The organism is Amycolatopsis sp. NPDC024027 (assembly GCF_040638975.1).
Taxonomy (GTDB): domain Bacteria; phylum Actinomycetota; class Actinomycetes; order Mycobacteriales; family Pseudonocardiaceae; genus Amycolatopsis.
Window position 1 is genome coordinate 828,397 of sequence record NZ_JBEZYY010000002.1, and the last position, 22,924, is coordinate 851,320.

Consider the following 22,924-nt stretch of genomic DNA (forward strand, 5'->3'; position numbering starts at 1 on the left):
CGGGCATGCTTGCCGCCATGCACACCAGAGGAGTCGAGAACCAGGTCAAAGCCTGGTTGCTGCGCGCGTTGACGCTGCTGTGGGCGGCACAGGCACTGCCGTGGGGCGTGCTTCTGCTCTGGCCCGATTCGGAGTCCTCACACGCTCCCGCGGCAGTCGTGGCGAGCTACCTGGTCTACCTGGTGTGGGCCGGCGTCCTGCTGTGGTGGCTGGGCACGCGATCCGAGGTCGGCGCAGTGCCGATCGCCGCCGCCGTCGTCGTGATGACCGGGGCCGAGCTGCTGGTCGGCTTCGTGCTGCCGCCAGAGGCCGTCGCGACCTGGCAGAATTGGACGCCGCCGCCCTCCACCGGCGTGGCCGTGCTGGCTCAGGTCTACGGCGGCTACCGGTGGGGGACCGCCGCCGTGGCCGTTCTGGGCGGGAGCTACCTGGTGACCGGGCTACGTGGCCGGGGCCTGGAGCAGGCCGGCACGCTGCTCGGCGTCACCGGTCAGCTCGTGGTGTTCACCTTCGCGGCAGGACTGGTGGCCGCCAAGCTGATCGAGACCGCGCGCCGGGCCGACACCGAAGCGGAGGGCGCCTTGCAGGCGCGCGAAGCTGAGGCCCGCACGCGGGAACGCGTCCGCCAGTACGACTTGCTGCACACCAACGTGCTGACCACGTTGACCGTCGTGTCCCGCCAAGAGTGTCTGTCACCGCAGCTCCGGGCGAAGTGCGAGCGCGACGCCCGCTACCTGCGCGCGGTTGCCCACACCATCACCGCCGACGTGGCGCCTGAACTCGACGCCGCGCTGGCCGAAGCGGTGTTCCTGCAAGGCGCGCACGACCTGGACGTCCATTACAGCTCCGACAGGCTGCCCGATGCGCTGGGGCCGGAGGCGGTCGAGGCCGTCACCCACGCGGTGACCGAGGCGTTGAATAACGTCGCCAAGCACGCCGGCACGGCGGAGGCGTGGGTCGTGGCCACCGGCGAGGAGGGCGGCGAGCTGGCGGTGACCGTCACCGACCACGGCTGCGGCTTCGACCCGGCCACCACGCCGTCCGGTACCGGCCTGTCCCACTCTCTCCCGGCGCGGTTGGCCGAGGTGGGCGGGACCGTCACGGTCGAGAGCCACCCCGGCAGCGGCACGATCGTGGAAATCCGCCTGCCGCTCTGCCCGACCACCCCACCACCAGGAGGTACCACCGTGACAGCACCGGCCGGTGACCAGGGCAACGCGACCGAGGTCGCGGCGCTGGGATCGCTGTACCAGGCGGAGCGATCCGAGAACGTAACCCTGCTCAACATCAACATCGCGCTGCTGGGCGCGGTGCTGGCCTATGCGGCAGCGTCGGTGGCGTTCCTGGACAAGGTGCCCCAACTGCCGAGGCTGGCCGCGGCGCTGGTGCCCATCCCGCTGTGGCTCGGGATGCTGTACAGCACGCTGCTGGTGGCGTTGCAGGGCAGGCGCGGAGCATCCGCGATGGTCGTGGAGGATGCGCTGTTCCGGCAGACCGGCATAGCCCTGGGCCTTCGTGACCGGATCGGTTCCCGGGCCGGGGAGCGCGTGGTCAACCCGACCGTCGCGCCGTGGCCGTACCGGATCCTGCTCGGCGTCGTCTATCTGGTGCCGTGGGCGTTGGTGGGTCTCTACACCAGCTACATGCTGGTCAACTACGTGAAGTCCGGGGCGACGCTGTACTGGTCGGCGGGCGGGTATGCGCTGCTGCTGGGTGTGGCCGGCGCGGCCTACCTCCGTGCCTTCCGCGACACGCCCAAGCTCACACCATCCTCGTGACCGGGCGGCGGAACTGCGTCGAACCTCAGAACCACATCGCAGGGCGGGGTCACACGCAAACAGCAGGTCACGTCGTGATCATCGCTTAGCGCTGGTCTTCGTTCCCATGTTCCTTCCGCCGCGAGTAGTCCGGAACCTGCTGCCGGGGCGAGCGGTCAAGTACTCGACCCGGCAGCACGCGGATCAGTCGTTCAGGTCGTCGTGAGCGGTCACTGTCGATCCCCAGCCACCGAGGCGGCTACGAGAGCGCGGTGCGGTGCCGATCCGGGTCAGATCCCGTGCGCTCATGCCGAACAACGGGTTCGGGCCCGGAACGAACCCGACGGGGTACCCGGCTACAAGAGCGGCAGCGATTAGCTCACCGTTGGTCATGTAGTCGCCGGTGGCGCCCTCCACCACGTGCTTCACGGTGTAGCTGCCGACCGTGGGCGTCTTGATCGGCGCGACGTTCTCCCGCAGCCAGGCAGCGATCTCCAGCACCGCGCTCTCCCGCCCGGCCAGCTTTTCGCGTCCGTCAGCAAGTTCGGCCGTACACTGTTCAGCCGTCTTGCCGCGTGTGTCGAAGAGACCGATGCCGAAGCTGTTGAGCCGCGGATGCTGCGCCATCACCTCAACCAGGCTCAAACCCGGCCCGAGAACGACCCCGGAAGCGCGCTGGTCCGATGCCGACCTCACCGCGCCCACCGCACGCAGGGCCGTCGGTTCGCCCCGCCGCTTCCGGCAACTCGCATGCTCGCAGTGCGCGGCGTCGGGCACCGAGCGCACCGTCAGGCGTGACAGTGCGCCGACCGCATCCAGCACGGCCACGATGCCATCCAGGTGTATGCGCTTGGTCACAACATACCGGCGGCCCACGTGGATCCACAGGCCCCGTGACTCAGCCGGCTGTTCTTGCAGCGCTCCGGCGACTTCGCGGGCCAGGTCGTCGAGCTGCCACCACTGATCGCCGCGGCTGATGGTCAGCGCGATCAGCGGTCCATGCTGGCTGGCCGTGTCCGCCCACATCCGACAGAATTTTGGCCTTGTCCAGTCCGGCAGCGGAGACAGAATTTTGACCTTCGCGATGGTCTGTCCGGCCGATGAATCGCCTGCTGCCTCGTTGATCTGTCGGCGGGCCACCATATACGGAACCCCGAGGGCGACCTGCCGGGTACGGATCGTGGCCTTGCGACGACGGTTCTTAGTCATCATGTTCTCCGACACGCGAGACGTCCCACGCCCGTCTCGCTGGGTTACATGAATGACCACATGTGGACCGTTGCTGCGCGATTACGGGTGAGAACCTTGTCTTCGCCGCCGTGTGGACGTGGGCCGCCACGGCTCGGAGCGGGCATGCGCAACCTGCCACGGACGAGTCTACGCCACACCGCAGGTGTATTCGATCGACCTGTTCGTGGACTTTCAGGACGAGGCGAACATCGCCGTGAGGGTCACGCCCAGTCGTTGGGCGAACGCGAGGGCGAAGTGGGCGGAGACCGGCGCGTCACCATCGGCGTGGCGCTACGCAGGTCAGGGTCGATGACTCGCCAAGGGAAGCAATAAACGCGACCTCATCTGAGGTCTGGTCTATAGTCGCCTCAACCTAGGAGGCAGCTTGACCCACGCGCTCACCCAGCCGAGCCCCGACGACTCCGACGCGTGGCTGGCCTGGGCCACGCAGCAGCTCGGTCCCCTCGACCTCACGGTCGACCTGCTGCACCGCGTCGCCGAGAACAGCCAGCGCAAGAAGGACGCGACCAGTCCGCTGGCCCCCGCGCAGACGCCGGGGCAGGACCAATGGAGCGAGGCCGTCATCAGCTTCCGGGAGCAAACCGGCTGGGACCGGGACGAGGAGGGCGGTCTCTCCCGCACCTGGCACCCGTCACACAGCTTCTACGTGGTGGCCCGCGCCGGAGACGACAGCACCGGCCTGTTCGACACCTGCCCGAGCCCCAAGACGGGCTTGCGCACGGTCCTGCGCGACCTCATCGACGACGTGCCGCGCATGGTTCCGCTGTTCGACGTGACCGGCGCCGGCAAGCCCATCCCGTCGCCGAGCGGGCAGCCCGAGCTGTGGCTGTTCATGTTCTCATTCCGCGACGGCGTCCTGTACTCGGAGCTGTCCAGGCCGGCTGAGCGGGTCGAGGACAAGATCACGAAATACCACCAGCGGATCCCGATTCCGCCGCTGCCGTACACGCGTACTGATACTAGTGTGATCGTCACCCCGGACGACGATCTGGACACCGGGCCAGACATCGACGTGCGGCCGATCTGATGCCTAGAAGCGGAGTTTCGCGTGTCCGTCTCACCGTCACGTCTCACGTTGGCGCGCAAGCTGCGCGGACTGACGCTGGCCGAGCTCGGACGTATGACGGACCTGAGCCCGCAGACGATCAACCGCTGGGAGAATGATCACCAGGAGCCGACGCCGGAGTGCCTCGAACGGCTAGCCGAGGCACTCCAGCTACCGGTCGAGTTCTTCATGCAACCGGAGCTGGAGCCGATCCCGATCGAGGCAGTGAGCTTCCGGGCGCTGACCAAGACCCCGGCATACCGGCGCGAAGCGGTGCTCGCCGCAGGAGGCATCGCGAGAGAGATCGCGACGTGGATCTCCGAGCGATACCGGCTGCCTGCTCCTGACGTGCCGTCGCTCAACCTGCCGCCTGAAGCGTCGCTGCACGACATCGAGACGATCGCCCTGCGCGTTCGCAGCCAGTGGGACCTCGACCAGCGGCCGATCCCGAACATGGTGCATCTCCTCGAAGCGCGCGGCGTCCGAGTGTTCTCCCTCGTACAAGAGGTCCGCGACGTCGACGCCTTCTCCCTGTACATCGAGAACGAGCCGTTCATCTTCATCGACACCGGCAAGACCGCGGAGAGGCAGCGGTTCGACGCGGCCCACGAGCTCGGCCACCTCGTCATGCACCAGGGGCGCGAACGAGTGCAGAGCCGGGAAGCTGAACGGCAAGCCGATCGATTCGCCGCCGCGTTCCTGATGCCCAGGGCCGACGTCCTCGCACGCAACCTGCGCAATGCCAGTCCCGACCAGCTCATCCAGGCAAGCCGCCGTTGGCGCGTATCTGCCATGGCACTGGCTCACCGCCTCACTGAACTGGGGCTGCTCACCGAGTGGGGCTACCGCACGGCCTGCGTTGAACTAGCCAAACGCGGCTACCGCCGCAGCGAACCCGGCAGTCAGCTCGTCCCCGAATCGTCGCAAGTTCTGGAGAAAGTCTTGGCGCACCTCCGGGCCAACGGAGCCGGGGTCAAGGCCATCATCAGTAGCACGAAGCTCACCTACGACGAGTTCAACCGGCATGTTTTCGGATTGGCCAGAACGGTGAGCCGCGGTGGCGTCACCGGGACAGCCATGACCGTTCAGCAGGGTAGGGAACACCTCCGCGTGGTGAGTAGCCAGTCCTGACTCGGCTGACGATCAACCTCGGGGAGGCACAGACAAGAACCACCACTCTCCTGGGGAGCGGACTTCCAGCCTCGCAGAGCCGCCCGGAGCGTAAGCCGGGCGGCCCTGTCGTTCTTCGACGTTCGCGGACAGGTCCCACGGCCACACGCCATCCACGTCGAGCACACCACAATGGACGGCAAAAACCATGATCACCGTCTTCGAACGCGGAATCGCACGCCTCGTTGCCCACGAAGTCGATCACCTGCACGGCATGCTCGACACCGACCGGATGTGCGAGGGCATCGACCCCATCACCGTTGAGCAGTACCGAGGGACCAGCTGGACATACAGCTGATACCGGTGCTCGGCATTGCCGGAGAAGCGCTGAAAGGCGTCGCGTCGCCCCGGCCGGAGTTCCATCGTCATCCCCAATACTCGCGGCCGGTCTGGTCCAACGCCGCGACCGCCGTTGCCAGAAGGAGTGCCAGCACGACACGCCGCAGTCGCCGCATGTCGTCGGCCAACGACAGAACCGAGCTCGGTAACTCCAGTCGATCCCGAACCGAAGCAATGCGAATTTCGAGATCGGTCACTGTGCTTCAGAGCTCACAGACATCGTTATCTGTCGGAGTGTTCTTCACCTAGCCGAGCATGCTTGTCGCCGAAGCGGGACTCCACGTACCCATCAGGTGAGGTCGCGTCCGCACTGCGGACAGCTACTTCCGGAGCTGGCGCAGGTGCAGCACCTGCTCCGAATCCGGACCAGAAATCGTCTGTGCTGCGCCGTCGCTGCTGCATGCTCTAGTGAGTGTGGACCTGACCCGAACTTGGGCTCGTCGTGCCTGCGGGCTGCCAGCCCACGCCGTAGGACCTCGCGGGCCGCAGCTCGCGGAAACCGGTGTGCACCTCGCCCGCGTTGTCGAGGAAGAGCGGCTTGCGCGCGGTCAGCGGGTCCTGGGCGTCCTTGGAGAGTTCGCCGTCGATGCGCCAGACGCGCTGCGGTGGCCGCCGCCGGTCGAACCGGACGTTGAGGTCGAAGCTCTCGCACGGGAACTGGGGCGTGCAGCAGTAGAACGGCGCTGGCAGCTCGGCCACCCGGATGCGGAAGAAGAACTCGTGCTCGTCGCCGGCGTCCAGCGGCTGCGGCGGCCGCAGGCTGAAGGCGACGCGGGTGGGGGTGATCATCCGCACGGAATGCACCTCGCCGCCGGCGATGACGTCGATGCCGAGCCCGGAGAGGTCCGGCTGCCCGGTGGTGCTGGCGGGCCGGGCGAGGGAGATCGCGTGCTCGACGTCGGCGAGCCCGGCGACGTGGCTGGCTACCCGGCGGGTTTCGAAGATTTCGGCGGCGACCCCGGTCAGGGTCAGCCGAACCGACAGCGCCGAGGTGTGCCAGGGGCCGTCGTCGCTGATGGCCGTGCCGCCGTAGGGCGACGGCGCGCCGTACGCGGCCTCGGCGATCAGGTAGATGACGTCGTCGGCGCGGCGTTGCATCGTGCGCACGTTCCGGTCGGTTCCCGTGCCCAGCAGTTCGAGGCGCTGGGTGTAGCGCTCGTTCGCGCCGGTGCCGAAGCCCAGGACGATCCGCGCCGTCCGGCGGTGCGATTCGGGCAGCGTTTCGATCAACCGGCGAAGCGTTTCCACGACCTTGCCGCGCACTGTTCCCGGAGTGTCGTCTTCGTGCACACCGCACACTTCGCGCAACTGTTCGCCGACGAGCCCAGGCAGCGTCTTCGCTTGGATGCCCAGCCCTTTGCGGAGCAGTTTCAGCTCCGCTGAGAGAGCGTTGATCTTCGCTTCGGCAGCTTCCTGAGCCATCACGAACCTCGGTGCGTTCGGGGCCGTGCGCGGGCGATGGTCTGGGCGTTCACGGTAACAAACTCTGCCCAGACTGGAACGCTCCGTGCACGGCCGCCGACATCAGGCAAGCCGGCCGCGGAGTCGCACTCGGCCGGCGACTCGGGCACTCTCGTGTGCCAAGACGACTGTCGCCCCGCTGGCAGCCACCGCCGCTTCCACCGGGTACCCACGCATGATCAGGAACCCGGTGAATGCCTGAACGACGATCACCAAGATGATCTTTTCCTGCGCTCGGCGGATCGGCAACTCCGGGCCCAGCGCTGGCGTGCTGCAAGGCGGGTAGCGGCGTAACGGGAACATGGCGTGCCTTTCTGACGGGTCCAGGCGGGATTTCTTGTACTGTCCGGCCTGCGTGCGAGTTGCGTCTCGGAGCGCGGGCTGGAGTACACGATTGTCACCCGATGGGCACAGAAAGGCGAGAAAAACTACTCAGCGTAGTCGCCTGGTGACATAGTGGAGGAGCCGCCGACGCAACGGCGACCCCTCGTTCCGCGAAACCCGCCTGGACCGCAGGAAAGGTTCCGGGAGGTTCCGATCGAAGTCGGAACGCCTGGAAAGTGTAGGAAGGGCGCGGGTGTTCACTCTCGACTTGACGTATGTCTGTCGTGCTTCTGTCTAGTTTTTGTCGTATAGTGAGACGGTGGAAGCCGCGTCCCCTCCTGTCTGACCAGGGCGCTTCCGTGCCCTGTAGATAGTCGCTCGACTTCGTCTTCTGCACAAGTCAGCGGCCCTGGTTTCAAAAGAAAATGCCTATATTTGTGCCGCGCCTCTCGGGGTAGTGAAAAGACAGTTTGCTATATTCTCTGCACATTCCGGCCAGATTCCTGGCCGGAATGTGTCACGGCGCAGCCAGCCTCTCCTCGCCCCAGGCAACGATCTCAAAGCTGGCTGATCAGAGCATCTGCCGCGGGATCTGCGGCAATACCAGCTACGCGGCCGAGATTCTCCGGTCAGGCGGCCTTCCAGATCGCGTGGTCGAGTTCCCAGGGCGTGCGGCCCAGCTCGACGGCGGCGTCGGCGAGCAGCCGCTGCGCGGCCGGGAGGTCGACCTGGTGGCCGAGGTACGCTCCAGCCAGCGAAGCACCTTCCGGTCCGGCTTCACGTGCTCGTCGGTGCCGGCCAGCATCCAGAGGTAGCCGAGCCGGACGTCGTGCCCGCCGTTGCCGGGGACGGCTCGCAGCCGGCTTTCCACGACGTCGAGCCGGGTGAGGTCGGGCAGCAGCGTGGTCACGTCGCCGACCGCGTGCACGCCGGAGCCGGCGAGGACTTCGGCGTAGCGCACCGCGGCTTCCGCCTTGAGCACGCCGCCTCGGGTGCTGGTGCGGCCCCGGTTCTCCAGGACGTCGGCGGCGAACCGAGGTGGGGAGGAGACGCTGGTGCTTCGCATAGCGGTCGCAGACCGCGATCGTGCTGGTGTACCGGGCGTTGATCGAGAAAACCGCGTCGAGCACGCACACCGGCAGGTGCGCCTATCGGCGGGCGCGGGGTGCGACGTCGAGCCCATTGGCGGCTTCGACCAGGCGGTGGACGTCCGCGGCCGTGGTCATGGCCGCGCTTCGACGCGGCGGAGGCGGAACATTGTCAGCGGGAATCCGCTGTCGATGAGGCTGCTGGCGTGGTGGCCGCCGTGGGCGTCGACGAATTCCAGGGTCGTCATGTGGTCGCTGGACAGGAAGGCCCCTTCGATCGCGCTCGCCTCGCCGTCGCGGGCGATGCGCGTCGACAGCTGCTGGCCCAGGTACTGCGCGAGGCTGTTGTGGCGGCCGGTGTGGGTGCCGCCGATCTCGAAGCCCAGCTCGTGGGCGACCTCGGGATATCTCGTGTGGAGTGCGATGGCCAGCTGGTAGGCCGTGGCGTACGGGCGACCGAGGTGGTGGCCGTGGGGCTCGGGGGTCACCTCACGCAGGACGTCGACGACCTTCTCCAGCACCGACAGTCGGTTCCACACACTCGACACAGCCATCCCCCTCCGCGCTCGGATCGGACGTCGGCAAGTCGCGCACGGCGGGGTGCGCCGTTACTCACGCGGGTACGGCCAAGGCGTGTTTCAAAAGCGCGGAGCCGCTTGCTGCTGCGGGCCGTCAACCCGTTCCGCTACTCGCACCGCCACGCACACCACGTCCACACCAGTCTTTGGCCGGGCCGCTGCGCGGACGGTGAGAATCAACCGCCCGCGCCCCTCCTCATTCCGGGTCATTCGGGCGTGCCGGGCATCTTCGACGCGTCGTACGAGAGCAGTTCCCAGCTGTGGCCATCCGGGTCGTCCACCGCACGGTTGTACAGCCAGCCCATGTCCTGAGCAGGGCGCGGCTCGGACCCGCCCGCCTTCACCGCGGCGTCGGCCAGCCGGTCGACGTCCTCCTTCGACTCGGCGGACAGCGCCAGGATCGACTCGATCGCACCGGAGGCGATCGGCCGCGAGGTGAACTGGCCGAACTGCTCGTGCGTCATCAGCTGCACGGTCACCGCCTCGCCGAGGACGACCTGCGCGGACGTCTCGTCGGTGAACTGCGGGTTGAGCACACCACCCAGCGCCAGGTAGAACGACGTGCTCGCGTCCAGGTCGGTGACCGGCAGGTTGACGTAGATCTGCGTGAAAGCCACTGGTGCTCCTCGGTTCTTGGCCGGCCCTTCCGGCTGACTTCGAACCTACGGCCGCACCTCGACCTCGGTCTTGTACAGCAGCGACACCATCTCGCCGGTGGTGGGCCGCCGCAGCTGGGTCGCCGTCCGGCCGACGAACCGGGTCAGCGACCGCGCCAGATGTGGCTGGTCGTGATACCCGACCAGATGCACGACCTCGGTCGCGGCCACGCCCTGCCGCAGCAGCATCGTGGCCTGCCGCGCCCGCTCGATCTGGCGGATCATGCCCTGCGTCAGGCCCGTGGCCGCGGCGACCCGGCGCTGCACCGAGCGCGGTGTGACCAGCACGGGCCGCTCCCCGGCGACGACGTCGGTCACCAACGGGTCCCGCACCAGCAACCCCGCCCGGACCAGGCGCTCCACAAACGTCTCCGCGTTCTCGTAGGTGGGGATCTCCCACTCGCTGCCCTGCAGCACGAAGGAACGCGGCGTCGTGTACGGGCTCGACACGCTGCCGTCCACAAGCCCGCCCACGGGCAGGTTCCGCAGGAAGGCACCGTGCCGAAAGATCACGCCGAAGGTGCTGCCCAGCCCGCCACCCAACGGGACCACGGTGGGCCGGGTCTCGGGACCGCGGACCGACACGGTGGTGACGCCGTCCGACGCCCACACCAGCAGCTCCCAGTTCGAGTTCACGACTGACACCATGCGCTCCGGCGCGAAACTGCCGTGCCCACCATTCGGCGCCACCCGATATACGCCCTCGACATAGGGCGAGTCCGACAATCGGTACTCCAGCCCTGAAAAGTCCTCAAACCGGTCGAGCGCCACGTCCGGCATCGTAGCGCGGAGCGACGGCGAGACCGATCATGGCGCCGTCGCGATTGCCCACCACCCGGGCAGCGCGAATCGACGCGGAGGCCGATCGGTGGTCGACCGGGGCTCCCTGCTGAACACTTTCGGGCCCGGTTGGCAAGTACAGGGTGGAAGGGCAAGGCGGACCGGGGAATTGTCCGGCGTCAGACGCGGAACTAATCGGCAGATCGCTGAGCGGCGACGGGAACGCCTTTGTGGACGTGATCTGCCGCCACGAGGTCGCCCTCGGCGTCAGTGGCGGTTGCAACCGGCCGTTTTCGCACAAAGGAGAGAGATGCGGGAGAAACGCCACCTCTATGCGGTGCTGGGGTGTCTCGTCGCCACGGTCGTCAGCCTTCCGGGGGCGAGTGCTGCCTGGGCGGACCAGCCGGATCGGGTGCCTGTGGAGCATCTGACCGACACCGCGGCCGACCGAACGGTCCGTGACGGCACTCAAATCGGACCGACCGATCCATCCACGCAACTCACCGCCCAGGTGTTTCTCAAAGGCGACGCCCGCGGCTTGGCCGACTACGCGCGCGCGGTTTCCGACCCGGCCGACCCCCGCTACGGCCACTTCCTGACACCCGATCAGACACGTGGCCGCTTCGGTCCCACACCGCAACGGATCGACGCGGTCACCGCATGGCTGCGCGACACCGGTCTGTCGATCGACGTGGCCAGCTCCCGGGGCGTCGTCGTGCACGGAACGGTGGCCCAGGCAGCCTCCGCCTTCGGCACGCGGTTCGCGAACTACACCGACCCCTCCTGGGGGCGAGTGTTCCGCGCGGCGGTGGATCCGATCACCGTGCCCGCCGCCGTGGCAGCCGACGTTCTCGCCGTCACCGGGCTCACCGCCGGCGGCAAGCCCGGCAAGCCCGGCAAGCCCGACTCCCCTCCGCCGCCAGAGGGGACACTCGCGCCGGGCAAAGTCACCAGCCGAGCCGATACGCCGTCCAGTCCCTGTCCCGCCTACTTCGGTGACACTCCGGCCACCGCTCTCCCGCCTGCCTACGGGCATGCCGTCCAGTGGGCCCCGTGTGGCTACACGCCGAAGCAGGTACGCGACGCCTACGGGATCACCGGCACCGGGATCACCGGCAAGGGCGTGACCATCGGCATCATCGGCTCCACCTACGCGGTCAACGCCCTGGCCGACGCGAACCGCTTCGCCGCGGAACACGGCGAGCCCACCTTCGCGCCAGGTCAGTTCACCGCGTATGTCGCGCCCGGTGCCGGTACGAGCGAAGCCAGCGGCGAGTTCGGCATGGACATCCAGGCCGCGCACGCGATGGCCCCGGAAGCGAACATCGCCTACGTGGTCGGTTCATCGGCGATATGGGGCGACCGGGTGCTGGACGGGATCGGCACCATCGTGGACCAGCGCCTGGCAGATGTCGTCTCAGGCTCGATCACAGTCGGCTACACCCCCGGCTCGGCGCCCGACGCGATCGCCGCGTATGAGCGCCTGTTCCAGGAGGCGGCCGTCGAAGGCATCACGTTCACCTTCGCCAGCGGCGACTCGGGTGGTGGTGGCCTCCTCGACGGCGTGAGGGAAGTCGACTATCCGGCGTCCAGCCCCTGGGTCACCGCGGTGGGCGGCACCACCCTGGCCGTCGGCCCGCGGAACAGGTACCAGTGGGAAGTCGTCTGGGCGACCGAGAGCACGGACCTGTCGGCGGACGGCACGCACTGGGAATACGAACCGCCCGGCTACCAGGGAGGTGCGACCGGTGGCGGCACCAGCACCGTGTTCGGTCAACCCTTCTACCAACACGATGTCGTACCCGCGACCTTCGCCGGCACCCCACCGATGCGCACCGTCCCCGACGTCTCCGCTCTCGCCGACCCGGACCTCGGTCTGCTCATCGGGACGACCGGGTACGACCTGAGCGGCAACCTTGGCTACACCGAGGGCAACGGTGGCGGGACCAGCCTTGCGTCCCCGTTGTTCGCCGGCATCGAAGCCCTCCTCGTGCAGGTCCACGGCCCGCTCGGCTTCGCCAACCCGGCCCTCTACGCCCGCGACCACAAGTTTCACCGCATCCACGACAACCCGGCAGGAACCCCGAACACAATCGCCTTCGCTGTCAGCCGCCGCGGCCAGGTCACACTCGTCACTCCCGGGCAGTACGCGAACGCCAACCTCGAGTTCGCACCCGGCTACAACACGGCAACCGGGCTCGGCTCCCCGACCCGAGAGCTGATCGACTCATTCCGGTCAAGGCCGTAGCGCCGTCTCCTCGCGCCGCGAGGTCGCTTATCGATGGCCGGGTCGGATTGTGAGGGTGCGGGGGTGTTCGCGTCCGGCGGCGATGCCATCGCGGATCGTGCGGGTCCCTCTTACTGCACGCTGGCGGAGGCGACCCTGCGTCGGGGCAAGACGGTCAAGGCGATGACCGGCGCGGGGACCGTCGAAGATCGTTCAGGGATCCGGGTCGTTGTGGCGCGCTCGCTCAGCACCTCGCGGCCGAGTTCGGGGGTGACCTGCGGCAGCCGCACGATCATCGACGCGGTCTTCGGTCCGATCAGCGTGGGCGAGACCCGCTATGCGCCACGACTGCTCAGCGGCCTACGACCCGGCATGCTACTGCTCGCCGACCGCAACTTCGCCGTGACGACGTTGGCCAGGCAGGTCAGCGCGGGGCCTCACCCCGGCCAGTGTCCGGACTCCTCACGGGGCGTTGAGCAGGAGGGCGCCGAAGCTGGGGTATGGGTGCGGCGGGGTGCCGTCGTTGGAGAACCAGCTGTACGCGGTCCAATCGCCGTCCGGGCCGATCGTGTCCGGCTCGAACAGCCAAAAGTCACCCTCCCGGGGACACGGAACCAGCAATGACCGCTCAGCCAGTTCGACGACGTCGGCGGGGCCAACCTCCGACCACGGCTCCAGAACTCGGCCTCCAGCTCGGCGAGCCAAGGCGCTTTCCGGCGGCGGCGACCGCCTGGTCGGCGACCGCCGCCACCGGTGCTTCAGCTAAGCGCTTTCACAGTGCGCACTGGAAGTAGATCTCCTGGGTGAGCTGGGTGATCCGGCTGGCGGAGTCCTGCCAGGACAGCGTGGTCGGCTCCAGGGTCAGCACCACCACGATCTTGTCGTTGTCCGCGCCCACCGTGCCGCTCGTGTGCATGGCCCGGCTGGTCAGGTCGATGTCCTGGGCGCTGAACGTGCTCTTGGCTCCGAGCGTGCTTTCGCCGCTGGACGCGATCGCGGTGGCCGCCTTGACCTCCGGCGAATTCAGCACGCGCAGCGCGCGGGCGTTGGTCTCCGTGCATTCCTGGCCAGGCGCCGGCGCGGCGCCGAAACCGGACCAGCCCTGCTTGACCGCCTTCGGGCCGGGCACCGCGCTCGGAAGGCCGAACGACTGGTCGAAGCCGTCCGAACCGCACTTGGTCGACTGCGCCAGGTTGCCCATGATGAAGTCGCGGTACTTCGGGTTCGCGTCGTGCAGGATGTACTGGTAGGTCTTGGCGATGTCCGCGGCGCTGATCGCGGTGTAACCCCACTTGCCGCGGGCGGCGGGCGGCGCGGTGTCGGTGAGACCGAGCTTGGTGACCATCCGCTTGACGATCTCGTCCCAGCCGTCGCGGACCCACAGCGTGCTGGCGGCGTCGTCGTTGCTGGAGCGCAGCATCGGCTCGAGCAGCGCCAGGTCGTCGGCCGGGATTTCGTAGTCGGGGCCGTGCGATTCGAGGTAGTCGAGCGCGATGAACAGCTTGACCAGCGAGGCCGAACGGTACTGCTTGTGCTCGTCGGAGGCGGAGACGGTGCCGGTCTCCTGATCGACGACGATGTAGCTGGCGGTCATCCCCTCGGGCAGGTCCACCGAAGACGTCGCCGCCGAAGCCGGTGCGGCCGCCATCGCCACACTTGCCACGACACCGGTCGCGATCGTTGCCAGACGTCGGATTTTCCCCACTTTTACCACCCAGATTTCTAGATCAACTTCGTCCGGGGGCCCACCCTATCGGGTTAATCGTGCCGGTGTCAGGAAATCTTCGTGACGGTGCCGGTCCAAAGCCACCACCGCGGTGTTCGTCCGCTCGGTGTTGCGGCGCGTCTTGGCGCACCCGTTGCGCCCCCGGACCAGCCCGGATCAGGAACGGCAGCGTGCCCGCCACGCCGTACCCCAGCAGGTATTTCCACGCGCCGCCCGTGAACCACGCCCACGCCCACGCCACCGCCGGTTCGGTGATCGCGTGGATCGTCAGCAGCACCAACGGGATCGGGTACACCACGCTGCCCAGCAGCTGCATCCACGGCTGGGCCAGGTAGTTACAGCATCTCCGCCGCGCCGAACGTGGTCAGGTGCGGGGACTTCCAGATCCTGCGGGCGTACCGCGCGCACTGCATCGCCCTGGCTCCACCGGGTTCGCTGCGCCAGGAACCGGCGCATGCTGAACACGCCTTCCTGGTCGACGTGCGTGTCGACGCTGAAGCCCGTCTTCCAGTCCTCCGTCAGCAGGTGGACTCCGAGCTCGAAGTCCCCGAGCAGCGAGCCGCGCCAGGGTCGGCGTTGCGGGCCGGCGATGTCAGCTCGCACGCCGGTGGCACGACGTACACGTCCGATGTGGACGGTGCGATCGCCGGTGACGCGGTCCCGGCGCCGATCCGGCCGCTGGCCCAGGCGACCGGTCAGATCGTCACCGACGGCACGGGCGCCGCGCTCTCGGGCGACCTCCTCTCGGCCGACCCGTGCGCTCAGCGGCGTCCTGCTCGACGTGCCGGTCGCGGCCGGCCCCGAGGTGTTCCGCTGGGGCGTCGGCGCGCTGTCGGCCGTGCACAACCACGTCGACAGCACGGTGGACAGCCACGTCAGCGGGACGCCGACGGCGAAGCCGGCGGTGCAGATCCCAGTGGGCCTGGTGCCGCAGGTGAAGAACGTGACGATCCCGATCCTGGCCGAGGTGCTCAACACGGGTACCGACACGACCGAGGTCGTGGTCGGCCGGACCAAGGCCGCGCACATCCCGGTGGAGCTCGACCTGACCGGCGTGCCCGGCGGGGTGTCGCCGCTGGCCCGTGACGACGTCGTCGCGGACCGACACGCCGGGTCTCGGCGCCGACGGCGTCGGAGGAGCGGTGGGACTGCTCGGCAGCGGGTCGGCCGACGCCATCGGCAAGGCCACCGGTGCCCTGGGCTCGGTTTCGGGCCGGACACTCGGCGGTCTGCCCGCCGGCGTCGCCGCAGGTCGCGCTGCCGGGTGTGCCGACCCAGCAGTGATCGGCTGAGCGGGAACCGGGGCCCTGGAGCGAACCGCTTCGGGGCCCCTTCGCCGTTAGGGTGGCGGGCATGGACGCGACCAGGTGGCTCATCGTTGTCCGGCACGCGAAGTCGGACTGGTCGGAGGGCCTGCCCGACCACGAGCGGCCCCTCGCGCCGCGCGGCCTGGGTGACGCGCCTCGGCTCGGCCGGTGGCTCGCCGCCGAGGGGCACGTTCCCGAGCTGGTCGTCTGCTCCACCGCGCGTCGCACGCGGGAAACCTGGCAGCGCGTGAGCGACGAACTCCCCGCGCCGCCGCCCGTCGAGTACGACGAAGACCTCTACGGCGCCGACGTCCCCGAGCTGCTGAACGCCGCCCGCCGGACGCCGCCCGAGATCACCACGCTCGCGCTGGTCGGGCACGAGCCCGGCGTCAGCGACGTGACGCTGCACCTCGCCGGGGACGGGGAAGAGACGCTGACGGTCCGAACCAAGTTCCCCACCGGCGCCGCGGCCGTGCTCGCGACCACGGATCCCTGGGACGCCCTCCGCACGGCCCGGCTCGTCGCCTTCTTCCGGCCGCGCGACTTCACCAGCTGACGGTCGCGGTGTCCGGTGGTTCGGACCAGGCATTGCTTCAAGCATGTTCACATGCGTACTCTCCATTCACTCACAGGTCTGATGTTCATATTTGTGAATGGAGCGGACATGGTTTTCCGCCACACCGTCGTGGCCGCGCTCGCCGCGCTCGGCCTCGTCGCTTCTTTCGCCGCACCGGCCGAGGCCGCGTCGCGACCCACCGGCTGCGCTGTCCCGATCATCGGGCCGGTGTGCGCCCCCGCAACCGCTGTTCTCGACGGCAATCAGCTGCTTCGCACGAAGTTCGCCGCGCTCGTCGGCGAAAAGACGTCCCGCACCGCGCTGAACAACCTGCTCGCGGCCGCGAAAACCGACCTCACGGCGGGGCCGTGGAGCGTCACGGCGAAGAAACAGGTCCCGCCCAGCGGGGACAAGCACGACTACCTGAGCCTGGCGCCGTACTGGTGGCCGACGACGGAGCCGACCGCCGAAAACCCGTGGGGCTGCCCGTTCGTGCAGCGCGACGGCCAGCGCAACCCGATCGTCGACGAGATCACCGACCACGCCTACCGCGGCCAGGCGTTCGCCGCGATCTACCGGCTCGCGCTCGCCTGGTACTACACCGGGGACGCGCGGTACGCCCAGCGCGCGGCGCTCGACCTGCGCACGTGGTTCCTCGACGCGGCCACGAAGATGAACCCGAACATGAACTTCGCCCAGGGCATCCCGTGCAAGGTGGACGGCCGCGGCATCGGCATCATCGAGTTCTCCTACACGCTGAGCCAGGTCGTCGACGCCACCGCGATCCTGGCCACCGGCGCGCCCGGCTGGACGAAGACCGACCAGGCCGGCATGACCGGCTGGTACACGCAGTTCCTGGACTGGCTGCGCACCAGCAAGAACGGGACCGACGAAGCCAAGGCCCAGAACAACCACGGCAGCTTCTACGACATGCTCGTCGCCGCGCTCGCCCTCGGCACGGGGCAGCGGGACCTGGCCGCGGCCATCGCGCGGGACGCCGGTCCGCAGCGGATCGCGCCGCAGATCCAGGCCGGTGGCGGACAACCCCAGGAGACGAGCCGGACGCGCAGCTGGCACTACTCGGCGTTCAACCTGGTCGCCCTGACCCGGCTCGCGCAGATCGGCAAGCACGTCGGCGTCGACCTGTGGCACTACACGGCGCCGAGCGGCGCGACGCTGTTCGGCGCGGTCGATCTCCTGATCCCGGGCGCCACGCAGGGGCAGCCGGCGTGGCCGTACCCCGAGCTGGACTTCCGGCCGTACGCGGCGCTGGACGTCCTGCACGCGGCGGCCGACGCGGGCGACCGGGCGGCGCGCACGGCGCTGCCCCGGGTGCCGGCGGAGCCGGGCGGCGACCTCTACCCGGTGCGGCCGGCTGCGGAACAGCTCGACGACATTTCGACGTCCTGACGGCGAAAAGGGCCCGGCCGTTCGCGACCGGGCCCTTTTCCGGCGGAATCAGACGCCCGCCACCTGCGAAATCCAGCTGCGATAACGCGTGATGTTCGTGTACGCGGTGTTGTTCGACCGGTCGCTGGTCGACGCGACGCCGACCTGGCGGCCGGAAGCGAACATCGGGCCACCGGAGTCGCCGCCGGCGGTGATGCCGTTGACGCGGTTCGCGCACACGGCGACGCCGCCGGTGTAGTCGCTGCAGCCGATCGAGTTCACCCGCACGGTCGCGACCTTCAGGTACCGCGACTGGCAGTTGATCTCGGAGCCGCACTGGCTCGTCGCGCCCCAGCCGTAGACCGAGACGTTCTGGCCGACCGAGACGTCACCGACGCTGCCGAGCGGCGAGTAGGTGGCGTTCACCGAGGTGGTGAGCCGGACGATCGCCAGGTCGGCGGACCCGGGGTACCGCGTGATGGTGGAGCCGGTGGCCGTCGTCCCGCCGCTCGACTGGTCGAGGCTGCCGATGCGGAACGTGTAGGTGCCGGAGCTGCTGACGCAGTGCTTGGCGGTGAGGATGTACTGCGGGGCGATGATCGTCGAGGTGCAGTTCTGCTGACCGTTGACGAACAGCCGGGCCGCCCATGGGCCGCTGGTGGCGGTGCTGCCGCCGATGATCGACGGCTGGGCCTGCGGGGTGCTGTCGGCGGCCGCCGGACCGCCGAGGCCGACGACGGCCAGTGCGGTGCTCGCGGCCAGCAGGACGAACTTGCCGAATTTCACGCTCACTCCTTTTCACGCGGGGAGAACCGCGTGGGGGGAAAGCCGGTGGGGACCGAACTCGAAGATTGTCCGAGTTTCCGGCGAATGTCCGGAACCGACGAAAGTCGCCGGTCGAAACCGTATTTATTTCCCGGAGTGGGCTACGTGCAGTTCCCGTACTGTTCCGCGCGCTCAGGCGGCGATCTTCACCGGGGCGGTCTTCCGCAGCCAGTACAGCCCGACGACCGGCAGCACGAGCGGGATGAACAGGTATCCCTCGCCGTAGACGGACCAGACGGTCGGGTGCCGGAAGGCGGCGGCGTCGACGAGGCTCAGCGTGCCGATCGTCAGCACGCCCAGCAGTTCGATCGAGCAGGCGACGAGAGCCACGCGCCACCAGCCGTCGCCACGGCGGGCCAGCGCGATCGTCGCGACGATGTAGACGGCCGCGGCGAACGCCGACAGCAGGTAGGCGAGCGGGGCTTCGTGGAACTTCGTGCCGATCTGGACGCCGGCCCGCGACGTCGCGGCCAGCGCGAAGATCGCGTACACGGCGACGAGCACCCGTCCGGGACCGCTGGCCGTCCTACGCTGTTGCTCCACTCCACACCTCGTTCAGTCGCAGCACCATCACCGGGATGGCCAGGCAGGCGATACCGAGCACGGCGGTGCTCGACCGGCTCCGCTCGGCCAGCGCCCAGGCGGCGCCGACGGGCAGCACGACCAGGCAGCCGATCAGGTAGGCCAGGTACGTCGCCAGGCTGCCGGGCCGGTCACCGCCGGCGAGCAGCACGATCCCGATCACCAGCTGCACGACCAGCAGCAGTTCGATGACCGCGAGGGCGACCAGGAGCGGGTTGTCCGGAAGCCGGTTCCGAGCCGACTGGACGAAGCTCCAGAGCGCGACGAGCGTGGCAGCCACGGCGACCGTCACGGCGAATCCGAAGACCACCCGTTCCTCCTTCCGGTCCGCCGGCCGTCAACTTACTCCGTGGTACTGGCGGGCCCGTCCGCCGAGGTGCCGCGGGCGTGGCGCGGACCACCACCGTCGAGGTGCTGCCGGCGTGGCGCGGACCCCCACGTCGGGGCGCTGCGGGCGTAGCGCGGACCACCGTCGTGATCCGGCATGGCCGAGGTGTCCTCACGCGACGGCCGCCTACCGCGAAAATTGATCACCGGTCGGTCTTGATGGCAAGTTGCCAATTCGGTGGGATTTTCAGCCGGACCCTTCGGTGGACCTGCGGAAATGTCAGAAAGATCTTCACATTGTTCCACTATGGTGTGGTGGCTGGACTGGACAAAATCACCCTGGGTTCGTATACCGGCCGGTAGACGCCCTTTTTGCCTACCTCGGATAGCCCAGTTGAACCGCCGGGTTGGCGGATTGGCGCAGAGCTGTCCGGCATGGGGGAATATTCCTCGTCCCGGGGCAGTCATGCCCGGGGGTCGCACGGAGGGGTATCTCGGATGGACCTGCGCTACGAAGCATTTTGCTTCGCCGACCCGTTGTTCTACGACGAACAGCAGGAAAACAGCGCGCCGGTCGAGGATTTCACCCCGGCGCTCCCCGCGCCGGCCGCGGGATGGATCACCACGGACCGTGGAGTGTGGCGCTCGAGGCACCCCGACGGCCGCGTTCTCCCTGCCCAGGGCTGGCAGGTTCACGTTTCGGCCGGTCTGGACAACGCGAGCCGGGTGCTCGCGCAGGTGTACGGGTCCTGTAACGAGCATGCGGTCGCCTACCGGCACCTCCGCTCGCCGCTGACGTTGCTCGCGCGGAATTCGAAATACGCATCCAGCGACAGCGAGGTCGAGCTGGCGACCATTTACCCGGCCGACCACAACGAACTCGAGCGAGTCCTCGCCGACCTGTCAACGCGGCTCGATGGCGAGCACGGCCCCGGAATTCCGAGCGCCTTGCGGTACGGCGACGGTCCCCTCTACGTGCGTTACGGCGGATTCGCAGAACAGTGGGTCGAGCACGATGGCAACCGCGTCCCGGCCGTCCGCAAGCCGGACGGCCGGCTGGTCCCCGAGAAGCGGGAACCGACGTTCTCCATGCCCGACTGGGTCAAACTCCCGGCTTGTTTGCGAAGCAGTATCACCGTGGGCAAAGCGGGTGCCCGGGTCCCGTTTCCCTACCGGACGGTGCGACCACTACACGTCTCGAACGGCGGCGGCAGCTACCTCGCCGACCCGAAGGCAGGCCGTGACCAGGTCGTCCTCAAGGAGGCCCGCCCGTACGCAGGTCTCGACGAAGCGCGGGTCGACGCCGTCGAACGGCTGCGCCGAGAGCACGAAATGCTCGGCCGGCTCGCCGGCATCCCGGGCGTGCCGCGGGTCGTCGAGTCGTTCACCGTTTCCGAGCGCCACTACCTGGCCACGGAGTACCTGCCGGGTATCTCGCTGGCCGGCTGGCTGACCCGTAATTACCCGCTGACCAGGCGCAGCACGACTGCCGTCGACATCGCCGCCTACGCGCGCCGCGCGCTGGACATCGTCGAGGGAGTGGAGAAGACGGTCGCGGAAGCCCACGCCCGCGGCATCGTCCTGGGTGACCTGCACCCACTGAGCATCTTGGTCGACGAAGACCACCACGACCGGATCTCCCTGACCGACTTCGGGACGGCGTTCGATGCCGAGTCCGCCGAACGCCCGGCACCGGGCACGCCCGGCTTCCGCGCTCCGGCTGACCGCACCGGCTTCGCGGTCGACGAGCACGCGCTCGCAGCGTTGCGACTGTGGCTCTTCCTGCCGCTATCGCCCCTGGCCGAGCTCGCTCCGGCGAAGCTGCGTCGTATCGCCGATTTCGTCGAACGCCGATTCCCCCTGCCCGAGGGATACGCCGATGCCGCTGTCGCGGTGCTGGCCCCGCATGAAGTCTCCGCGGAGCTGGCATCGGTCCACACCGAGCTCGACCACGACAAACCGGACTGGTCGCTGGTCCGCAAGCAGATCGCCGAGGCGATCCTCGCCAGCGCGACTCCCGCGCGCCAGGACCGGCTGTTCCCCGGGGACATCGAACAGTTCCGCGTCGGCGGTGCGTGCTTCGGGGTCGGGGCCGCCGGCGTGCTACACGCTCTCGACGTCGCCGGTGCCGGCCGCTTCCCCGAGCACGAACGCTGGCTGATCGAAGCGGTCCGTCGTGAGCCACCGACCCGGCCCGGCTTCTACGACGGCAGCTCCGGCATCGCGTACGTGCTGGAGAACTTCGGGCACCACGACGTGGCCGGCAAGCTGCTGGCGACGTCCGCGCGGCTCGTCGAGCAGACGACCGACCACTCCCTGGAGAGCGGCTTGGCCGGCATCGGGCTGACGATGCTGCACTTCGCGACGGTCCGCCAAGACAACGAGTTCGGGCGCCAGGCCTTGACCACGGCCGTCCGGCTGGGCGAGGCGCTGGAGACCGCCGCGCCGCCGGGGAACTCCGCTCGTGCCGGCCTGCTGTCCGGGTGGGCCGGGCCGGCGTTGCTGTTCATCCGGCTCTTCGAGCGCACCGGCGAGTCGGCCTGGCTCTCCTTTGCCGATCAGGCGCTGTGCCGCGACCTCGAAGAATGCATCGAGGCCGACGACGGCTCGCTGCAGGTCCGCGACGGTGCGGCTCGCACGTTGCCCTACGCGGGCGTCGGCAGCGCCGGGATCCTCCTGGTCGGCGAGCAGTTGGCGCGGCATTGCCCGGACGCGGAGGCCGTGGACAGCCTTCCCGCTCTCCGTGAGGCGTGCCACGGCGAGGTCGTCGTCCAGCCGGGCCTGCTCAACGGCCGCTGCGGGCTGGCGGTCGCGCTGGCCGCGCATCCGGGTGCGGAGCAGCCGAGCCGTGCGGCGGCGATCGACCGGCACCTGGCGTGGCTGGCCTGGTATGCGGTGCCGTACAAGAACGGCCTCGCTTTCCCGGGCAACCGGTTGTTGCGGCTCTCGATGGACGTCAAGACCGGCAGCGCGGGGATCCTCCTTTCTCTGGCTTCGCTCTATGACGGCAATGAGGTGTTGCCCTTCCTGGGTGGCACGCCGATCCATCCGGCTACCGGTCGCTGACCGGAATCGTCGCGACGGCCGGCGAAGGAATCCGCTGTCTGCTTCAGACGGTGTGCACGGAGGTGAAGCAGTGCTTCACGTCCAGCCGCGTCCGGGAGCGAAGGGCTCGACGGTCCGGTCGACATGCCCGGCCGGGCCAACCGCCCAGTACCGGGCCAGCCGCCCAGTACCGGGCCAACCGGCCTGGTGCCAGCCGCGCCAACCGCCCAGTGTCGGGCGGCCGCTGCCTGCGGTAGTGGCGCGGGCCGCCGCCGGGGCGCCTTCCGGCGACGGGTCCGCTATCAACCACCAGGCCGACTGCGGGTGGGGGTCACGGTCGTCGGCGGGGCGCCTTCCGGCGACTCCGCGACCTCCACCTGGCCATTGGGCAGTGGCGCGTCCGCTCCCGGGGCGTCTGCCGGAAGCGGACGCGTGACCACCACTGTTTGGTCCACTTCCGTGTTCGGGTGCCGTGACCGTCGGCGGGACGC

Annotated in this window: 21 protein-coding genes and 1 pseudogene; 10 read left to right on the plus strand and 12 right to left on the minus strand. The window is 68.7% G+C overall.

The genetic code is table 11. The annotated features are described in order from the left end of the window. The first annotated feature begins 17 nt into the window (after window positions 1–17). The gene (locus AB0F52_RS08885) at window positions 18–1,778 is read left to right on the plus strand and encodes an ATP-binding protein (RefSeq protein WP_360166418.1); all 1,761 of its coding nucleotides are present in this window, start codon (window positions 18–20) and stop codon (window positions 1,776–1,778) included. 183 nt (window positions 1,779–1,961) lie between these two features. On the opposite strand, the gene AB0F52_RS08890 is transcribed toward AB0F52_RS08885, so the two are convergent. Beyond that, the gene (locus tag AB0F52_RS08890; protein ID WP_360166421.1) at window positions 1,962–2,981 is read right to left on the minus strand and encodes a hypothetical protein; all 1,020 of its coding nucleotides are present in this window, start codon (window positions 2,979–2,981) and stop codon (window positions 1,962–1,964) included. Window positions 2,982–3,372: 391 nt separating this feature from the next. On the opposite strand from AB0F52_RS08890, the gene AB0F52_RS08895 reads away from it, so the two are divergent. From AB0F52_RS08895 to AB0F52_RS08905, 3 genes are all read left to right on the plus strand, one after another. Beyond that, entirely contained in the window at window positions 3,373–4,035 is a 663-nt protein-coding gene (locus AB0F52_RS08895; protein ID WP_360166424.1) for a hypothetical protein, read from the plus strand. Window positions 4,036–4,083: 48 nt separating this feature from the next. Next, entirely contained in the window at window positions 4,084–5,184 is a 1,101-nt protein-coding gene (locus AB0F52_RS08900) for an XRE family transcriptional regulator (RefSeq protein WP_360166427.1), read from the plus strand. 187 nt (window positions 5,185–5,371) lie between these two features. After that, entirely contained in the window at window positions 5,372–5,521 is a 150-nt protein-coding gene (locus AB0F52_RS08905) for a hypothetical protein (protein ID WP_360166430.1), read from the plus strand. 67 nt (window positions 5,522–5,588) lie between these two features. Here the strand turns inward: AB0F52_RS08905 and AB0F52_RS08910 are convergent, their stop codons facing one another. The 6 genes from AB0F52_RS08910 to AB0F52_RS08935 all read right to left on the minus strand — a co-directional run bounded on the left by AB0F52_RS08910 (window position 5,589) and on the right by AB0F52_RS08935 (window position 10,305). Continuing rightward, the gene (locus AB0F52_RS08910) at window positions 5,589–5,759 is read right to left on the minus strand and encodes a hypothetical protein (protein ID WP_360166433.1); all 171 of its coding nucleotides are present in this window, start codon (window positions 5,757–5,759) and stop codon (window positions 5,589–5,591) included. A 208-nt stretch (window positions 5,760–5,967) separates the two neighbouring features. After that, complete coding sequence (locus AB0F52_RS08915) at window positions 5,968–6,984, minus strand: hypothetical protein (RefSeq protein WP_360166436.1); 1,017 nt, start codon at window positions 6,982–6,984, stop codon at window positions 5,968–5,970. 970 nt (window positions 6,985–7,954) lie between these two features. Further along, window positions 7,955–8,413, minus strand: coding sequence for a hypothetical protein (locus tag AB0F52_RS08920; RefSeq protein ID WP_360166439.1), 459 nt, complete (start codon window positions 8,411–8,413; stop codon window positions 7,955–7,957). Window positions 8,414–8,569: 156 nt separating this feature from the next. Further along, a complete protein-coding gene (locus AB0F52_RS08925; RefSeq protein WP_360166442.1) occupies window positions 8,570–8,989 on the minus strand; it encodes a hypothetical protein in 420 nt (139 codons plus the stop codon). A 230-nt stretch (window positions 8,990–9,219) separates the two neighbouring features. Then, window positions 9,220–9,630, minus strand: coding sequence for a VOC family protein (locus tag AB0F52_RS08930; protein ID WP_360166445.1), 411 nt, complete (start codon window positions 9,628–9,630; stop codon window positions 9,220–9,222). Between the two features lie 45 nt (window positions 9,631–9,675). Next, the gene (locus tag AB0F52_RS08935) at window positions 9,676–10,305 is read right to left on the minus strand and encodes a helix-turn-helix domain-containing protein (protein WP_360166448.1); all 630 of its coding nucleotides are present in this window, start codon (window positions 10,303–10,305) and stop codon (window positions 9,676–9,678) included. A 454-nt stretch (window positions 10,306–10,759) separates the two neighbouring features. Here AB0F52_RS08935 and AB0F52_RS08940 point away from each other — a divergent pair, with 454 nt between their 5' ends. Together AB0F52_RS08940 and AB0F52_RS08945 are read left to right on the plus strand one after the other, a co-directional pair. Then, complete coding sequence (locus AB0F52_RS08940; protein ID WP_360166451.1) at window positions 10,760–12,697, plus strand: S53 family serine peptidase; 1,938 nt, start codon at window positions 10,760–10,762, stop codon at window positions 12,695–12,697. Window positions 12,698–12,760: 63 nt separating this feature from the next. Beyond that, window positions 12,761–13,300, plus strand: a complete 540-nt coding sequence (locus AB0F52_RS08945) for a hypothetical protein (RefSeq protein WP_360166454.1) — start codon at window positions 12,761–12,763, stop codon at window positions 13,298–13,300. 148 nt (window positions 13,301–13,448) lie between these two features. Here AB0F52_RS08945 and AB0F52_RS08950 read toward each other — a convergent pair whose 3' ends face one another. Continuing rightward, window positions 13,449–14,324, minus strand: coding sequence for a hypothetical protein (locus AB0F52_RS08950; protein ID WP_360166457.1), 876 nt, complete (start codon window positions 14,322–14,324; stop codon window positions 13,449–13,451). 102 nt (window positions 14,325–14,426) lie between these two features. Further along, window positions 14,427–14,993: pseudogene (locus AB0F52_RS08955) on the minus strand (glycosyltransferase family 2 protein); the annotation flags it as partial. A gap of 491 nt (window positions 14,994–15,484) precedes the next feature. On the opposite strand from AB0F52_RS08955, the gene AB0F52_RS08960 reads away from it, so the two are divergent. The 3 genes from AB0F52_RS08960 (at window position 15,485) to AB0F52_RS08970 (ending at window position 17,675) form a co-directional block, all read left to right on the plus strand. After that, window positions 15,485–15,694 (plus strand): hypothetical protein, encoded by a 210-nt coding sequence (locus AB0F52_RS08960; protein ID WP_360166460.1) that lies wholly within the window; start codon window positions 15,485–15,487, stop codon window positions 15,692–15,694. Window positions 15,695–15,755: 61 nt separating this feature from the next. Next, a complete protein-coding gene (locus AB0F52_RS08965; protein WP_360166463.1) occupies window positions 15,756–16,265 on the plus strand; it encodes a histidine phosphatase family protein in 510 nt (169 codons plus the stop codon). A gap of 108 nt (window positions 16,266–16,373) precedes the next feature. After that, entirely contained in the window at window positions 16,374–17,675 is a 1,302-nt protein-coding gene (locus tag AB0F52_RS08970; protein WP_360166466.1) for an alginate lyase family protein, read from the plus strand. A 48-nt stretch (window positions 17,676–17,723) separates the two neighbouring features. Here the strand turns inward: AB0F52_RS08970 and AB0F52_RS08975 are convergent, their stop codons facing one another. From AB0F52_RS08975 to AB0F52_RS08985, 3 genes are all read right to left on the minus strand, one after another. Further along, a complete protein-coding gene (locus tag AB0F52_RS08975; RefSeq protein ID WP_360166469.1) occupies window positions 17,724–18,440 on the minus strand; it encodes a trypsin-like serine protease in 717 nt (238 codons plus the stop codon). A 171-nt stretch (window positions 18,441–18,611) separates the two neighbouring features. Further along, window positions 18,612–18,983, minus strand: a complete 372-nt coding sequence (locus AB0F52_RS08980; protein ID WP_103341744.1) for a hypothetical protein — start codon at window positions 18,981–18,983, stop codon at window positions 18,612–18,614. Between the two features lie 22 nt (window positions 18,984–19,005). Next, complete coding sequence (locus tag AB0F52_RS08985) at window positions 19,006–19,371, minus strand: hypothetical protein (RefSeq protein ID WP_360166472.1); 366 nt, start codon at window positions 19,369–19,371, stop codon at window positions 19,006–19,008. A 515-nt stretch (window positions 19,372–19,886) separates the two neighbouring features. Between AB0F52_RS08985 and lanKC the strand changes: the two genes are divergently transcribed. Further along, on the plus strand, window positions 19,887–22,454 hold the full coding sequence (gene lanKC, locus AB0F52_RS08990) for a class III lanthionine synthetase LanKC (RefSeq protein WP_360166475.1): 2,568 nt from the start codon (window positions 19,887–19,889) through the stop codon (window positions 22,452–22,454). Window positions 22,455–22,924: the final 470 nt, after the last annotated feature.